Annotated in this window: 16 protein-coding genes; 11 read left to right on the top strand and 5 right to left on the bottom strand. The window is 64.1% G+C overall.

The annotated features are described in order from the left end of the window. Positions 1–48 precede the first annotated feature (48 nt). Both AC0L2X_RS25870 and AC0L2X_RS25865 read left to right on the top strand, forming a co-directional pair. Complete coding sequence (locus AC0L2X_RS25870) at positions 49–354, top strand: hypothetical protein (RefSeq protein WP_473555272.1); 306 nt, start codon at positions 49–51, stop codon at positions 352–354. Positions 355–462: 108 nt separating this feature from the next. Next, the gene (locus AC0L2X_RS25865; RefSeq protein WP_352566909.1) at positions 463–642 is read left to right on the top strand and encodes a Flp family type IVb pilin; all 180 of its coding nucleotides are present in this window, start codon (positions 463–465) and stop codon (positions 640–642) included. Positions 643–692: 50 nt separating this feature from the next. On the opposite strand, the gene AC0L2X_RS25860 is transcribed toward AC0L2X_RS25865, so the two are convergent. Further along, complete coding sequence (locus tag AC0L2X_RS25860; protein WP_473555275.1) at positions 693–1,565, bottom strand: methyltransferase domain-containing protein; 873 nt, start codon at positions 1,563–1,565, stop codon at positions 693–695. A 66-nt stretch (positions 1,566–1,631) separates the two neighbouring features. On the opposite strand from AC0L2X_RS25860, the gene AC0L2X_RS25855 reads away from it, so the two are divergent. The 4 genes from AC0L2X_RS25855 to AC0L2X_RS25840 are packed head-to-tail and all read left to right on the top strand — an operon-like array spanning position 1,632 to position 4,044. Continuing rightward, entirely contained in the window at positions 1,632–2,420 is a 789-nt protein-coding gene (locus AC0L2X_RS25855) for a ComF family protein (RefSeq protein WP_473600597.1), read from the top strand. Positions 2,421–2,457: 37 nt separating this feature from the next. Continuing rightward, positions 2,458–2,727 (top strand): glutaredoxin 3, encoded by a 270-nt coding sequence (gene grxC, locus AC0L2X_RS25850; RefSeq protein ID WP_352566915.1) that lies wholly within the window; start codon positions 2,458–2,460, stop codon positions 2,725–2,727. A gap of 10 nt (positions 2,728–2,737) precedes the next feature. Then, the gene (locus AC0L2X_RS25845) at positions 2,738–3,622 is read left to right on the top strand and encodes a carbon-nitrogen hydrolase family protein (RefSeq protein ID WP_473555278.1); all 885 of its coding nucleotides are present in this window, start codon (positions 2,738–2,740) and stop codon (positions 3,620–3,622) included. Next, entirely contained in the window at positions 3,619–4,044 is a 426-nt protein-coding gene (locus AC0L2X_RS25840; RefSeq protein ID WP_473555280.1) for a DUF1178 family protein, read from the top strand. The genes AC0L2X_RS25845 and AC0L2X_RS25840 overlap by 4 nt, the downstream gene beginning before the upstream one ends. A 115-nt stretch (positions 4,045–4,159) precedes the next feature. On the opposite strand, the gene AC0L2X_RS25835 is transcribed toward AC0L2X_RS25840, so the two are convergent. Beyond that, positions 4,160–4,960: an SDR family NAD(P)-dependent oxidoreductase gene (locus AC0L2X_RS25835; protein WP_473555282.1), complete on the bottom strand. Its 801-nt coding sequence runs from the start codon at positions 4,958–4,960 to the stop codon at positions 4,160–4,162. Positions 4,961–5,120: 160 nt separating this feature from the next. On the opposite strand from AC0L2X_RS25835, the gene AC0L2X_RS25830 reads away from it, so the two are divergent. Together AC0L2X_RS25830 and AC0L2X_RS25825 are read left to right on the top strand one after the other, a co-directional pair. Then, positions 5,121–6,341 (top strand): helix-turn-helix domain-containing protein, encoded by a 1,221-nt coding sequence (locus tag AC0L2X_RS25830; RefSeq protein WP_473600573.1) that lies wholly within the window; start codon positions 5,121–5,123, stop codon positions 6,339–6,341. A gap of 9 nt (positions 6,342–6,350) precedes the next feature. Continuing rightward, positions 6,351–7,004 carry a Vgb family protein gene (locus AC0L2X_RS25825; protein WP_352491808.1) on the top strand — a complete coding sequence of 218 codons (654 nt, stop codon included), beginning with the start codon at positions 6,351–6,353 and terminating at the stop codon, positions 7,002–7,004. Positions 7,005–7,077: 73 nt separating this feature from the next. On the opposite strand, the gene AC0L2X_RS25820 is transcribed toward AC0L2X_RS25825, so the two are convergent. Beyond that, positions 7,078–8,571, bottom strand: a complete 1,494-nt coding sequence (locus AC0L2X_RS25820) for an FAD-dependent monooxygenase (protein WP_473600572.1) — start codon at positions 8,569–8,571, stop codon at positions 7,078–7,080. A 69-nt stretch (positions 8,572–8,640) separates the two neighbouring features. After that, the gene (locus tag AC0L2X_RS25815; protein WP_352491806.1) at positions 8,641–9,126 is read right to left on the bottom strand and encodes a MarR family winged helix-turn-helix transcriptional regulator; all 486 of its coding nucleotides are present in this window, start codon (positions 9,124–9,126) and stop codon (positions 8,641–8,643) included. Between the two features lie 101 nt (positions 9,127–9,227). Between AC0L2X_RS25815 and AC0L2X_RS25810 the strand changes: the two genes are divergently transcribed. Then, on the top strand, positions 9,228–10,118 hold the full coding sequence (locus AC0L2X_RS25810; RefSeq protein ID WP_352491805.1) for a DMT family transporter: 891 nt from the start codon (positions 9,228–9,230) through the stop codon (positions 10,116–10,118). Between the two features lie 35 nt (positions 10,119–10,153). On the opposite strand, the gene ubiG is transcribed toward AC0L2X_RS25810, so the two are convergent. Further along, positions 10,154–10,903 carry a bifunctional 2-polyprenyl-6-hydroxyphenol methylase/3-demethylubiquinol 3-O-methyltransferase UbiG gene (gene ubiG, locus AC0L2X_RS25805; RefSeq protein WP_352491804.1) on the bottom strand — a complete coding sequence of 250 codons (750 nt, stop codon included), beginning with the start codon at positions 10,901–10,903 and terminating at the stop codon, positions 10,154–10,156. 213 nt (positions 10,904–11,116) lie between these two features. On the opposite strand from ubiG, the gene AC0L2X_RS25800 reads away from it, so the two are divergent. Both AC0L2X_RS25800 and AC0L2X_RS25795 read left to right on the top strand, forming a co-directional pair. Next, positions 11,117–11,686: a putative glycolipid-binding domain-containing protein gene (locus AC0L2X_RS25800; protein ID WP_352491803.1), complete on the top strand. Its 570-nt coding sequence runs from the start codon at positions 11,117–11,119 to the stop codon at positions 11,684–11,686. Between the two features lie 198 nt (positions 11,687–11,884). Further along, positions 11,885–13,138 (top strand): aspartate kinase, encoded by a 1,254-nt coding sequence (locus AC0L2X_RS25795; RefSeq protein ID WP_254816709.1) that lies wholly within the window; start codon positions 11,885–11,887, stop codon positions 13,136–13,138. Positions 13,139–13,147: the final 9 nt, after the last annotated feature.

The raw sequence follows: 13,147 nt of genomic DNA, 5'->3' as shown, positions 1-13,147 counted from the left end.
ATTGACGCTAGGCGGTTACGCCGATTCCACCGCTGGGGAGCGATTTGCATGAGCCTCGACAAGGACTGGGACTCGCCTTGGTCCGACCGCCTTCCCGGCGCCGCCAATGCCGGCATGGGAATATTGCGCATCGCCCTCCTGTTCGGCTCGGCCGCAGTGGCTCTGGCCTTGATCGCGACACCCTACCTCGACAGCCGGACCCGGTCGCAGTTTGCCCGCGACGGCCTTGATACGATGAGCACCGGCTCGATCGGCCAGCGCGACAGCTATACGCTGCGCAAGAGCGTGCTGCAGCCGCTGCCCAGTTCGGTCTGCGTCATACGGGCCGATGGCAGAAGCAGCGGCGACTGCTGACTCCTCAACAGATCTCTAGAATGCAGCTGTTTCACTGCCCGTTAAGCCTGTCGCGTTAACCTTTCTTAACGGGTCGGCGCTAGGTTCGGGCAAGAGGGATGGGCGCCCATGAAAATCTTGCTGCAACGATTTTTAGAAGACGAGAGGGGTGCGACGGCTATCGAATATGGTTTGATCGTTGCCGTGCTGTCGCTTGCCATTGTCGCTGGTATTGGCCAGGCTGCCGGCGCCATCCAGTGGTTGTTCAGCGACAACAGCAGCAAGCTTGCCAACGCTTTTGGACAGTGACCCGCTTAGTTTTTGCGTGGGATAGCTTAGCTTTTGCGCAGGGATTCCGCTCAGGTGCCGCCGGGATTTTCCAGGATTGTCTTCAGCGATATTTTTGCGGAGCCCGGCTTCAGCGGCTTTTGCTGAGAGGCATCGGGGGCCCAGCCTGACATCCAGACCACCGAGAAACTCGCCCTGACGCGGCCATCGGCATCCGAAAACCGCTCCGCATAGATTTCGGCGGCGCGCGCGAACAGCGCTCGCGTGCCCGGCCGCCTGCTGCGGTCGACAAGCGCGCTGGTCTCGCCCATGGCGCGCAGGTCGGCGACCAGGCCAAATAGCGAATCGTAGCGCACCGTGATCGTCTCGACGTCGGCAACCGGCAGCGCCAGGCCGGCGCGCTGCAGCAGCGCGCCGGCGTCGCGGACGTCGGTGAACGGGATCACACGCGGGCTGGCGCCGCCATAGAGCTCGGTCTCGGCGGCAAGCAGGCTTTCGCGCAGTTCGGAGAGCGTGCCTGTGCCGGCGAAGGCGCCGAGGAAAAGCCCGTCCGGCTTCAGTGCCCGGCGGATCTGCACCAGCATGCCGGGAATATCGTTCATCGCCTGCAGCGACAGCAGCGACACTGCGAGGTCGAGGCTTTCCGGCTCGAATGGCACGGTTTCCAACGGCGCCAACAGTCCTGGCTGGCCGCCCAGGAAAGCGGCGTCGGCCTCGACGCGCACGTTTTCCGTCACCTTGCCGCTTTCGGCGAGCACCTCTGTTGCTGCCGGCGTCTGGCAAAACAACGAGGCCGCTTTGCCGAAGCTGCGTTCGACGGCGCCGAGCCGGTCAGCAAGATCCTCGGCTGCCCGCCGCATGAGGAAATCCGCGCCGGCGATGGGACGAGTCAGTGCCCGGCGCTTGCGCGCCAGCCAGAGCGAGGTGTCGATTACAGGCTGCAATGGGCAGGTCCTTGTGCTTCGCTCTCTGATATAGTGATGCGGAGGACCAACCACGTGGCCGATCCCATGCCAGAGATCAAGCGTATTGCGATCAAGCGCATTGCCAGCAAGGCATTGGGCTGGCCAGCGCGCCTCTTGTTCCCGCCGGTCTGCGCCGGCTGCCGCCGCCATGTCTCGCAGCCCGGCGTGTTGTGCGGTGCGTGCTGGCCGAAACTCAGGTTGCTGGAACGGCCATGGTGCCCGGTGATGGGCACGCCGTTCACCCACAATATGGGTGACGGGTTCCTGTCGGCGGAGGCGATAGCCGACCCGCCGCCGTTCGAGCGCGCGCGGGCGGCGGTTGCCTATTCCGGCGTTGCCCGCCAGATGGTGCAAGGGCTGAAATACCAGGACCGCACCGATCTGGCGCCGTGGATGGCGCGCTGGATGGTTCGCGCCGGCGCCGAGCTCATCGCCGAGGCCGACGTGGTCGTGCCGGTGCCGCTGCACTGGCGGCGATTCTTCCGGCGGCAGTTCAACCAGTCGGCGGAACTGGCGCGGGCGGTGGCGCAGCTCGGGGAGCGGCCTTTCGCGCCATCAGCCATCAAGCGCGTCAAACTCACGCGCCAGCAAGTCGGGCTGGAGCGGCGGGAACGCGAGGAAAATGTTCGCGCCGCATTCAAAGTGCCTGACGAGGCGGAGATCGAAATCGCCGGCCGGCGGGTGCTGTTGATCGACGATGTCTACACCACCGGGGCCACCGTCCGCGCGGTCGCCAGGGCATTGAAGAAGGGCGGTGCCGGCGCGGTCGACGTACTGACCTTCGCGCGCGTGCTGCCGGGGGACTTTCGGGCCGACGAATCGGCGCCTATATAGCCTACATGACAGCGGAACGAGGCAGGGTTGCTGACCGATGGTCGATGTGACGATCTACACGCGGATGATGTGCGGTTATTGCACCGCGGCCAAGCGGCTGCTCGACAGGAAGGGTGTCGCCTATACCGAGCATGACGCCTCCTTCTCGCCGGAACTGCGCCAGGAAATGATCTCCCGGGCCCATGGCCGTTCCACCTTTCCGCAGATATTCATCGGCGACACGCATGTCGGCGGCTCCGACGATCTCCATGAATTGGAGGCGGAAGGACGGCTGGACAGATTGCTCGCCAACGGCTCGACCAGATAAGGACATGACGATGGGTGCCATCAAGTCGGGGGATGCTTTCAAGGCGGCGGCGATCCAGATGCGTTCGGGAACCAGCCCGGAGCGCAATGCGGTCGATCTGGAACGGCTGGTGCGCGAGGCGGCAGGCCTTGGCGCGACCTATGTCCAGACGCCGGAAATGACCGGCGCGCTGATCCGCGACAGCCAAGCGCGGGCCGCTTCCTTCACCTCCGAAGACAAGGACATCGTCGTCTCGACGTCGCGGAGGCTGGCCAAGGAGCTAGGCATCTTCCTGCATATCGGCTCGACCGCCATTCTGCGCGCCGACGGCAAGCTTGCCAACCGCGCCCTTCTGTTCGGGCCGGACGGCGCCACGATTGCCACCTACGACAAAATCCACATGTTCGACGTCGATCTCGACAATGGCGAGAGCTGGCGCGAATCCGCCGCCTATGAGCCGGGCACTGAAGCCGTCGTCGCCGAAATCGATGGCGCGAAGCTCGGCTTTGCCGTCTGCTACGATCTGCGCTTTCCGCAGCTGTTCCGTGCCGAGGCGCTGGCCGGCGCCGATCTGCTTTCGGTGCCCGCCGCCTTCACCCGCCAGACCGGCGAAGCGCACTGGCATGTGCTGCTCAGGGCGCGCGCCATCGAGAACGGCGCCTATGTGGTTGCCGCCGCGCAAGGCGGAGTGCACGAGGACGGCCGCGAAACCTATGGCCACTCGCTGATCGTCGATCCCTGGGGCCGCATCGTCTCCGAGGCTGCGCATGACGAGCCGGCGGTGATCGTCGCCGAGATCGACGCGGCGCAGTCAGTCGCTGCGCGCAAGAAAATACCGAATCTCAAAAACGCACGCGATTTTGCCGTAAACGCCGGTTCGGCGGAGGCCATGCCGCTCAGGGGTGCTGCCTCTTGATCCGCTTTTCCCTGATCTGCGAGCACGAGCACGAATTCGAGGCCTGGTTCCGCAGCAACGACGATTTCGACACACAGAAGAAGCGCGGCTTCGTCGATTGCCCGGCCTGCGGCTCGCACAAGGTCGAGAAGGCGCTGATGGCGCCTGCGGTCTCCACCGGGCGCAAGCGCGAAAGCATCGCGCTGGCCATGGGCGAGGCGCAAAAGCAGGCGCTGGCGCAGCTCAAGGCGCTGGCCGAGAAGGTGCGCGAGAACGCCGATTATGTCGGCGACAAGTTCGCAGAGGAAGCGCGCAAGATCCATTTTGGCGAGAGCGATCCGCGCGGCATCTATGGCGAGGCAACGCTCGAGGAGGCCAAGAGTCTCGCCGATGACGGCGTCGAGTTCTTGCCTATTCCAAGTTTTCCCGACGACCGCAACTGATCCGTCAACCTGCTCCAGCCCTAGCGAGGCATCTCTTCGCCAGGCAGCGCCGTGAAGGTCGGGGGCGGCGCCGAGGGGCGGCGATGCCGCCACCCCCGCACAGGCGTCTACAGTTTCAGGCCGAGCAGCAAGGATGGGGCTCGCGGGTAATCGTTTCGCTGCTTCTTTCATGCCCACTGCCTGACGGGCTTGCTTCACTGGACGGGCTTGCTTCCGCATAGGCTGCAAACTGGCGTTCAAGCGCCTTGACCGCACTGCTGCGCCAGCCCTCCGCCAGGGATTCCGACATGGGATCGGGGAAGATTTCCTCCTCGCCGTTCTCCACTCCGTCCAGGATTGCCCGCGCGACAGACTCCACAGAGGCCTTCGCGATGTCCAGCCCCTGGGTCATGTCCGTATCCACCGGGCCGGGAAGCACCCTGTGGACGCTGACACCCCGTCCGGCCAGGAGGACGCGCAACGACTGTGACAGAGAGAACGCGGCCGCCTTCGAGATCGAGTAAGCCGGACTAAACGGCACGGCGGCAATCGAGGCCAGCGACAGAATGTTGACGATGGCTCCCCGCGACCGGGCCAGCAACGGCAGCAGAGCCTGGGTAACGTCATACGAGCCGAAGAGGTTTACGGCGAGCTGTTGTTCGAGCACACGACGGTCGCTGAGGTCATCGAAGGGCGATACGCCGGCGTTGTTGATGAGGATATCGAGAGTATCGATCTTCTCGACGGCCTCCCGGATCTGCGCAGCGTTGGTCACATCCATGGTCAGGGACGTCACACGCCGGTCAGGATGGGCCATCGGTTGGCGGGTTGCGGCGAAGACGCGCTTCACGCCTCTGCCCAGGGCTTCCTCGACCAGTGCCCGACCGATGCCCCGATTGGCTCCAGTCACCAGGATGGTTGTACCTTGGATCATCATAGTGTCTCTCCTAGTGCTTATCGTTGCGTTCGAGCCTAGTGCAGAATCGCGCCCGCAACTCAGGTTGGCTACAGTCGCCGTTGCCGATACGACTGGTTGGTGAGATGGACTTAGCGCCGGATGTCGAAGCCGGGGGAGTGACAAGTGTGACGGGATTCCGATGGACTCGCTGATCACGGCCGCGGCGCATGCGCTTGCGGCGGGCGATCCGCTCGGCGCCTTGAAGCGGGTTGCGCTGCGCGACGATGCGCCGGCACTGGCGTTGCGCGGTATCGCGATGGCGCAGCTTGGGGACCTGGTTCGGGCGAAGGTTCTCCTCAAGAGGGCGGCGCACGCATTCAGCCCGAGGGAGGCCGTGGCCCGCGCGCGGTGTGTCGTCGCCGAGGCCGAGATCGCGCTCGTCTCGCGCGACCTTACCTGGCCGGCCAAGGCACTCGACGCCGCGCGGGCAACGCTTGAAAAGCATGGCGACCGCGTCAACGCCGCGCATGCGCGCAACCTCGACGTCCGGCGCCTGCTGCTGATCGGCCATCTCGACGAAGCCGAGCGCAGGCTGGACGGCTTCGATCCCTCGCCGCTGCCGCCGGCATCGCGGGCCGCCCACGAGCTGGCTGTCGCCGGCATCGCCATCCGCCGCTTGCGGACCGGCCCTGCGCGCGCCGCCCTCGGCCTGGCGGCGCGAGCGGCGCGCGCGTCCGGCATCCCCGCGCTGATCGCGGAGGTGGAGAGCGCATCGCTGGTGCTGGACACGCCGGCCGCACGCCTTGTCGCGCGTGGCGAGGAACGGCCCCTCCTGCTCGACGAAGTCGAAGCCCTCCTGGCGTCGGGAGGGCTTGTGGTGGACGCATGCCGCAATGTCGTGCGGGTCGCAGATACCGTCGTCTCGCTGGCGACCCGCCCGGTGCTGTTCGCGCTGGCCCGTGCGCTGGCCGAAGCCTGGCCGGGGGACGTGGCAAGAGCGACGCTTATTGCGCGCGCTTTCCGCGGAAAGGACGCCGACGAATCACATCGAGCGCGGCTGCGCGTCGAAGCCGGGCGGCTTCGCGCGGAGCTTCGGAGCTTGGCCGATGTGAGCGCTACGAAGCGGGGCTTTGCGCTGGCGCCGCGCCGCGCCGGTGAGGTCGTCGTGCTGGCGCCGCCCGTCGAAGAAGAGCATGCCGCCGTACTCGCCTTCCTCGCCGACGGCGAGTCTTGGTCGAGTTCGGCGCTGGCGATTGCGCTTGGAGCCAGTTCGCGTACCGTGCAGCGGGCGCTCGAGCAGCTCGCCCTCGCCGGCAAGGTGCAGTCGTTCGGCCGCGGGCGGGCGCGTCGCTGGATGACCCCGCCGCTGACGGGTTTCCCGACAATCTTGTTACTCCCCGGCCCACTGCCGGGCTACTAGGATGGAATCATGGAACGATCCGCAGCCGAAATCCTTCGAGAATATGGACCCTTTCCGGGTGTCGACCACGTGGACGGCGTTACCTTCGATGGCGAGCATGTCTGGTTTGCCTCAGGCGACAGATTGAACGCCTTCGATCCGGCGAGCGGCAAAGTGGTGCGCTCGATCGATGTAGCGGCACACGCCGGAACGGCTTTCGACGGCCAGTACCTCTATCAGATCGCCGAGGATCGCATCCAGAAGATCGATCCGAAGAATGGCCAGGTGCTGGCGTCGATCCCGGCTCCTGGCAATGGCGGTGATTCCGGGCTCGCCTGGGCCGAAGGAACGCTCTGGGTCGGGCAGCACCGGGGCCGAAAGATTCATCAGGTCGATCCCGAGACAGGAGCAATCCTTCGCACCATCGTTTCCAACCGCGTCGTTACCGGGGTCAGCTGGGTCGACGGCGAGCTTTGGCATGGCACCTGGGAGGGTGAGGAGAGCGATGTCCGGCGGATCGATCCTGAAACGGGAAAGGTCCTGGAGAAGCTCGATATGCCGCCGGGGACAGGCGTGTCGGGGCTCGAATCCGATGGCGGCGACCAGTTTTTCTGTGGCGGCGGAAACAGCGGCAAGATCAGAGCTGTTCGCCGGCCCAAACGAGGCTCGGCGGCCAGGATCTGAGTTTTTGCCGTCCGTGGTCGTTTGATTTCGGGACCATTCAACCAGATCAAGAGCTAACTGGTTTTTGCGGTTCTTAGCCCGGTTGTCCGAACCAGGTGTTCATCGCGTCTTGAAGACCATCCTGCGTCCCGTCGCCTACCCAAGCAACATATCCATCGGGTCGGATTAAAACTGCGATCGGAGCGGAGACCAAGCCTAGCGCAGGCAACTCCCATGGATCGTCACATTTGGCGTAAACCAACTTAATGCGGTCTGACCACGGCTTGATGTCGAAGCTGCCCGGCGCGCCGAGATTCAAGAGCACTGGCCGCGCATTTTGGAGGAGCGCAAATACGCGCATGGGACCATCAGGCGTCGCCAGGTCGAGGTCAGGCATGCGGCGGCCGACCAGCGGATGCCCTTGGCCGAGGTCGTAATGGATACCAAGTCCGGACATCTCGGCAGCGATCCGTTTGCGAGGCTCCTCCATCCCAAGGAGCTCTGATACGATTTCACGCAAGGCTTCAGTGCGATCATCAGTACGTTGCAATGCGACCTGTGCCATTGTCGTGCGCAACACGCGGGCCGCAATCGGATGCCGCTCGATGTGATAAGTGTCGAGCAAGCCTTCAGGCGATGTTCCTTTCACCACTTGGGCCAACTTCCAACCGAGGTTCACCGCATCCTGCACACCGGTATTGAGGCCTTGTCCGCCCACCGGGGAATGCACATGGGCGGCATCGCCCGCTAGGAGAACCCGGCCCTTGCGGTAAGCCGCCGCCTGCCGCGACATGTCCGTGAACCTGGAAATCCAGGTTGGGCTATGGATTCCGTAATCTGTTCCGCATGCGGCGACGAGTGCTTTGCGGAGGTCGCGCAGCGTGGGCTCGGTCGTGGCGCCGACATTCTTTTCAGTGACCATGACGCCAATGGGACCTTTATCGGCAAAGACGACCTTGCCGTCACGAATTTCGTACTCTTCCCTGCCAAAGGCGTGGATGCCAAGTGCCGTGCGATGAATGCCCAGTGGCGGCTCCTCCGCCATCTCGGCCTGGGCGAGGATGCTGCTGGTCGTCGCATCCCATCCTCGAAATTCAATGGCAGCAGCTTTGCGGACCAGACTGCGGCCTCCATCACACCCGACGAGATAGCTTGCCCGCAGCGAGGCACCATCGGACAGTTCGATGGTGACGCCGGCGTCGTCCTGCACGAAACACGTCAATTCACGGCCGCGATAGATCGGCACTGCCAGCTCGCTGACCCATCCAGCTAGAATGCGCTCAATGTGTTTCTGCCTCAGCGCCAGCCCGTAGTTGTGGCGGGTCGGAAAATCGCTGATGTCTAAACGCATCGCCGCGAATCCCGTGACTTGGGCTATTTGTCCTTCGGCGAGGAACCGGTCCGCGATGCCGCGCTGATCGAAAACTTCGAGAGTACGTGAGCTCAAACCGCCAGCACGCGAACCGGCAAGCTCTTGGTTCGGGCGGCGTTCGACAATGGCTACGTCGATGCCTGCCAACGCCAACTCGCCTGCCAGGGTTAGGCCCGTCGGACCTCCTCCGGCAATCACGACTGCATGTTCTGTCATCGGCAAACTCCCCTGGCAGTTACGACTCCCAATGCAATGATCGCAGAGTCCTGGTGGTTGCCGTTTGGGCTAGCTCAGGCTCGCTATCAGTTTTTCGAGCAGGCGGGCGAGCATGATCTGCTCCGAGCGTGCTAACCCAGAAAGTATCTGGTGCTCGTTGGCGACGTGGGCGGCCACCGCCTCGTCGATCAGAGCGAGGCCCTTCTCGGTCAGTTGCACGACAATCCCGCGGCGATCGTCGGGATGCGGCCCGCGTTTGATCAGGCCGGATTTCTCGAGCCGATCGAGGCGGTTGGTCATCGCGCCCGACGTCACCATTGTCGCCTCGTAGAGAGCCGTCGGTGTCAGCGCGTATGGCGGGCCGGAACGACGCAACGTCGCCAGCACATCGAATTCTCCGGATTGCAGCCCGTAACTTGCAAACAGCGGCGCCAGCCGCTCTCGTGCGATCAGCGAGGCGGCCTCGTTCAGCCGTCCGAGCACGGCCATCGGCGAGACATCGAGATCCGGCCGTTCCTTTTTCCATTGCTCGATCGCTTTTGCAGCGCGATCCATGTCTCTCACCGTTATGTATCTTGACGTGAAGAATCTTTATATTATCTTACCTCAGCTTGCGATATTGGCCAAGGGCCGCGAACAGCCGACGGGACGGTGCGATGAAATTTCTCTGGGACTCGGCGCTTGGCCTTCTGGTCATCACCGGCGGCCTGCTCGGCCTGACGCTGCCGTTCGGCAAGATCGCGACGGCGGCCGGCGTGCCTGCCATGGTCTGGGCCTTCGTCATCTCGCTTGGTGCCGGCAGTGTGCTTTTGTGCGCATTGCTGCTCAACGGGAAGCGCATGCGGCTTACGCCGCACAGGCTGCGCTATTTCTTCGTCACCGCGGCCGTCTCCTACGCAATCCCCAATCTGCTGATGTTTTCAGCCATTCCGCATCTGGGTGCCGGCTACAGCGGCATCATGTTCACGCTGTCGCCGGTCGTCACGCTGGTGTTCTCGATGCTGCTCGGCGTCAGGCGCCCGACCATTCTGGGCATCGTCGGCATTGCCGTCGGTTTCGTCGGCGCAGTCATGGTGGCGGTGACGCGCGGCGAAGCGGGCCAGCCGGCCGAATTTTTCTGGGTGGCGATGGGCCTGCTCATCCCGGTCAGCCTCGCCGCCGGCAATATTTACCGCACCGTCGACTGGCCCGAAGGCACCGGCCCGATCGAGCTTGCCGTCGGCAGCCATCTGGCAGCAGCCTTGATGCTGTTTTCCGGCATTCTGGTCCTGCTGGGCGGCAATGCATTCGGCTCGCTCGGCGGCGTGCCCCTGACCGCTGCGGCACAGGTGGCATCAGCCTCGGCGATGTTCGCCTTCTTCTTCCGGCTGCAAGCGGTCGGCGGCCCGGTCTATCTCAGCCAGATCGGCTATGTCGCGGCGGCGGTCGGGCTGTTTGCCGGGACCCTCTTCCTCGGCGAACGCTATCAATTGCTGACCTGGGCCGGTGCCGTCATCATCACCGCCGGCGTGTTCATCACCACCAAGGCGCAAAGCCAGAAGACATAGGGGCCAGAAGACATAGGGGCCAGACGGCGTAAGGCTCAGACGGATGCCTTCTCCGCCAGCACCATGTAGTTGACGTCCATGTCCTTCGAGCGCTGCCAGCGGTCGGCGAGCGGGCTGTAGGTGACGCCGGTGCGGTCGATGACGGTCAGGCCGGCGCCGGCGAGCGCCTTTTCGAGTTCCTCGGGGCGCACCAGCTTGCCGAACTGATGGGTGCCGCGGGGGAGCCAGCGCAGCACATATTCGGCGCCGATAATGGCCAGGCCCAGGGCCTTCAGCGTGCGGTTGATGGTGGCGACGAACATGATGCCGCCAGGCTTGACCATCTCGCCGCATTTGGCCAGGAACAGATCGACATCGGCGACATGCTCGACCACTTCCATGTTGAGGATGACGTCGAATTTTTCGCCGGCGTCGGCCAGGTCTTCCGCGGTCGTGGCGCGGTAATCAACGCTCACGCCGACTTCCGCCGCATGCAGCTTGGCCACTTCGATGTTGGTGACTGAGGCATCGGCGCCGACCACTTCGGCGCCAAGCCGCGCCATCGGCTCGCACAACAGCCCGCCGCCGCAGCCTATGTCGAGGAAGCGCAGGCCTTCGAACGGCCGTGCCGCACGCGGATCGCGGCCGAAGCGGGCTGTCACCTGGTCGCGGATATAGGCAAGCCGGATCGGGTTGAACTTGTGCAACGGGCGGAACTTGCCGTTCGGGTTCCACCATTCGGCGGCAAGGGCGGAAAAGCGTTCCACCTCTCCGGCATCGATCGTCGATCGTCGGGGCTCTGGCATGGTGTGGTCTCCTCGGACGCTAGGAAGTCGGGCGCGAGGCTGCGAATGTCAAGGCGCGAAATTCACCGTCGGCGGCGCGATGCGCGCGATGCCTGCCGGCGGCGCCTTTCGCCTGCTGCATTTGTGTCAGCACGTGTCAGTTGATGGTGTGCCGGAAGGAAACACCAATGCTTTGGCGGACGAAGCAGAGACATCGGGACCGGAGGAGTGCGCATGATGCGAGCGGTTGCTTCCATTCTTTGGCGCCGGCTTGACCAGGAAGGCCACGACGCTTGCCTGCTGTCGGAAGCGAGTTCCGGGTGGAACCTCAGGGGACACGCGCTTTTGGTCCAGGATGGCAAGCCGTGCGGCATCGCCTACGAGGTGGACTGCGATGCCGACTGGCATACACGCTCGGCGCGCGCCGACGGCTTTCTCGGCACGCAAGAGCTGCATTATGGGATCGACCGGCTGACCGAGCGCCAATGGACGCTGAACGGCGAGCATCAAGCGGAAGTCGACGGTCTCATCGATATCGATCTCGGCTTCACGCCCGCCACAAACCTTTTGGCGCTTCGCCGTTTTGCCCTCGATGTCGGCATGGCGACGCCCGCCCCGGCAGCCTATCTGACATTTCCCGAACTCAGGCTCGTTCGCCTCGAGCAAACCTATCAGCGCGTCGATGCTGCACACTACGCCTATGCCGCCCCGATGTTCGGCTACCACGAGACGCTAGAGGTCTCGCCGCTCGGTTTCGTCCTCGACTATCCGCGCCTGTGGAGAGCCACGGCACAGCTGGGCTGAAGCGCGCACCATTTTGGGAAGAAGTATGCGGGCGCCATGCTGCGCTGGTGTGTCGCCCGGCCGGCAGCGGCGGCACGCCTTGCGAAACGACTGTCATTTGGCTAAGGAGGCCGCGCATTGAGCGCCCGGCCACAGCTTGGCGCATTTTTCCGCTTTTCGGCCTTCGGTCCGGCATCCAGTCAAAGGCATTTCGCTTCCATGGCGCGCATCGTGATGAAATTCGGCGGGACCTCCGTCGCCGACATCGCCCGCATCCGCAATGTGGCGCGCCATGTCAAACGCGAGGTCGATGCCGGCCATGAGGTCGCCGTCGTGGTCTCGGCGATGGCCGGCAAGACCAACGAACTCGTGCAGTGGACGCGCGAGGCGTCGCCGATGCACGATGCGCGTGAATATGACGCCGTCGTCGCGTCCGGCGAGCAAGTCACCGCCGGCTTGCTGGCGATCGCGCTGCAGAATATCGGCGTGCATGCCCGCTCCTGGCAAGGCTGGCAGATCCCGATCAAGACCGACAACGCGCATGGCGCGGCGCGCATTCTCGATATCGACGGTGCGTTCCTGATCAAGCGCTTCGGCGAAGGCCAGGTGGCGGTGGTCGCCGGTTTCCAGGGTATCGGGCCGGACAACCGGATCGCCACGCTCGGCCGCGGCGGTTCCGATACCAGCGCTGTCGCCATCGCGGCGGCGGTCAAGGCCGACCGGTGCGATATCTACACCGACGTCGACGGGGTCTACACGACCGATCCGCGCATCGAGCCGAAGGCGCGGCGGCTGGCCAAGATTTCCTTCGAGGAAATGCTCGAAATGGCCTCGCTCGGGGCCAAGGTCCTGCAGGTGCGCTCGGTCGAGCTTGCCATGGTGCACAGGGTGCGTACCTTTGTGCGGTCGTCCTTCGACGATCCCGATGCACCCGGAATGGGGGATTTGCTCAATCCGCCGGGAACGCTTATTTGCGACGAGGAAGAGATCGTGGAACAGCAGGTCGTCACCGGAATTGCCTATGCCAAGGACGAGGCGCAGATATCACTGCGCCGCGTCGGCGACCGGCCGGGCGTCGCCGCCGGCATTTTCGGGCCGCTGGCCGAGGCCAACATCAATGTCGACATGATCGTCCAGAACATTTCCGAGGACGGCAAGTTCACCGACATGACCTTCACCGTGCCATCCGGCGACGTCGACAAGGCGCTGGCCGTGCTCGAGCGGCTGAAGGCGACGATCGGCTACGATGTGGTGCAGTCGGAAGCCGGCATGTCGAAGGTCTCTGTCATCGGCATCGGCATGCGCAGCCACGCCGGCGTCGCCGCCACCGCCTTCAAGGCGCTGGCCGACCGCGCGATCAACATCCGCGCCATCACAACGTCCGAAATCAAGATTTCGATCCTGATCGACGGTCCCTATACGGAACTAGCAGTTCGCACTTTGCATTCCGTGTACGGTCTGGATAAGCAGTAGCAGACTGCA

The organism is Mesorhizobium sp. WSM4828, assembly GCF_055811175.1.
This window is presented reverse-complemented; position numbering and strand designations above follow the sequence as displayed.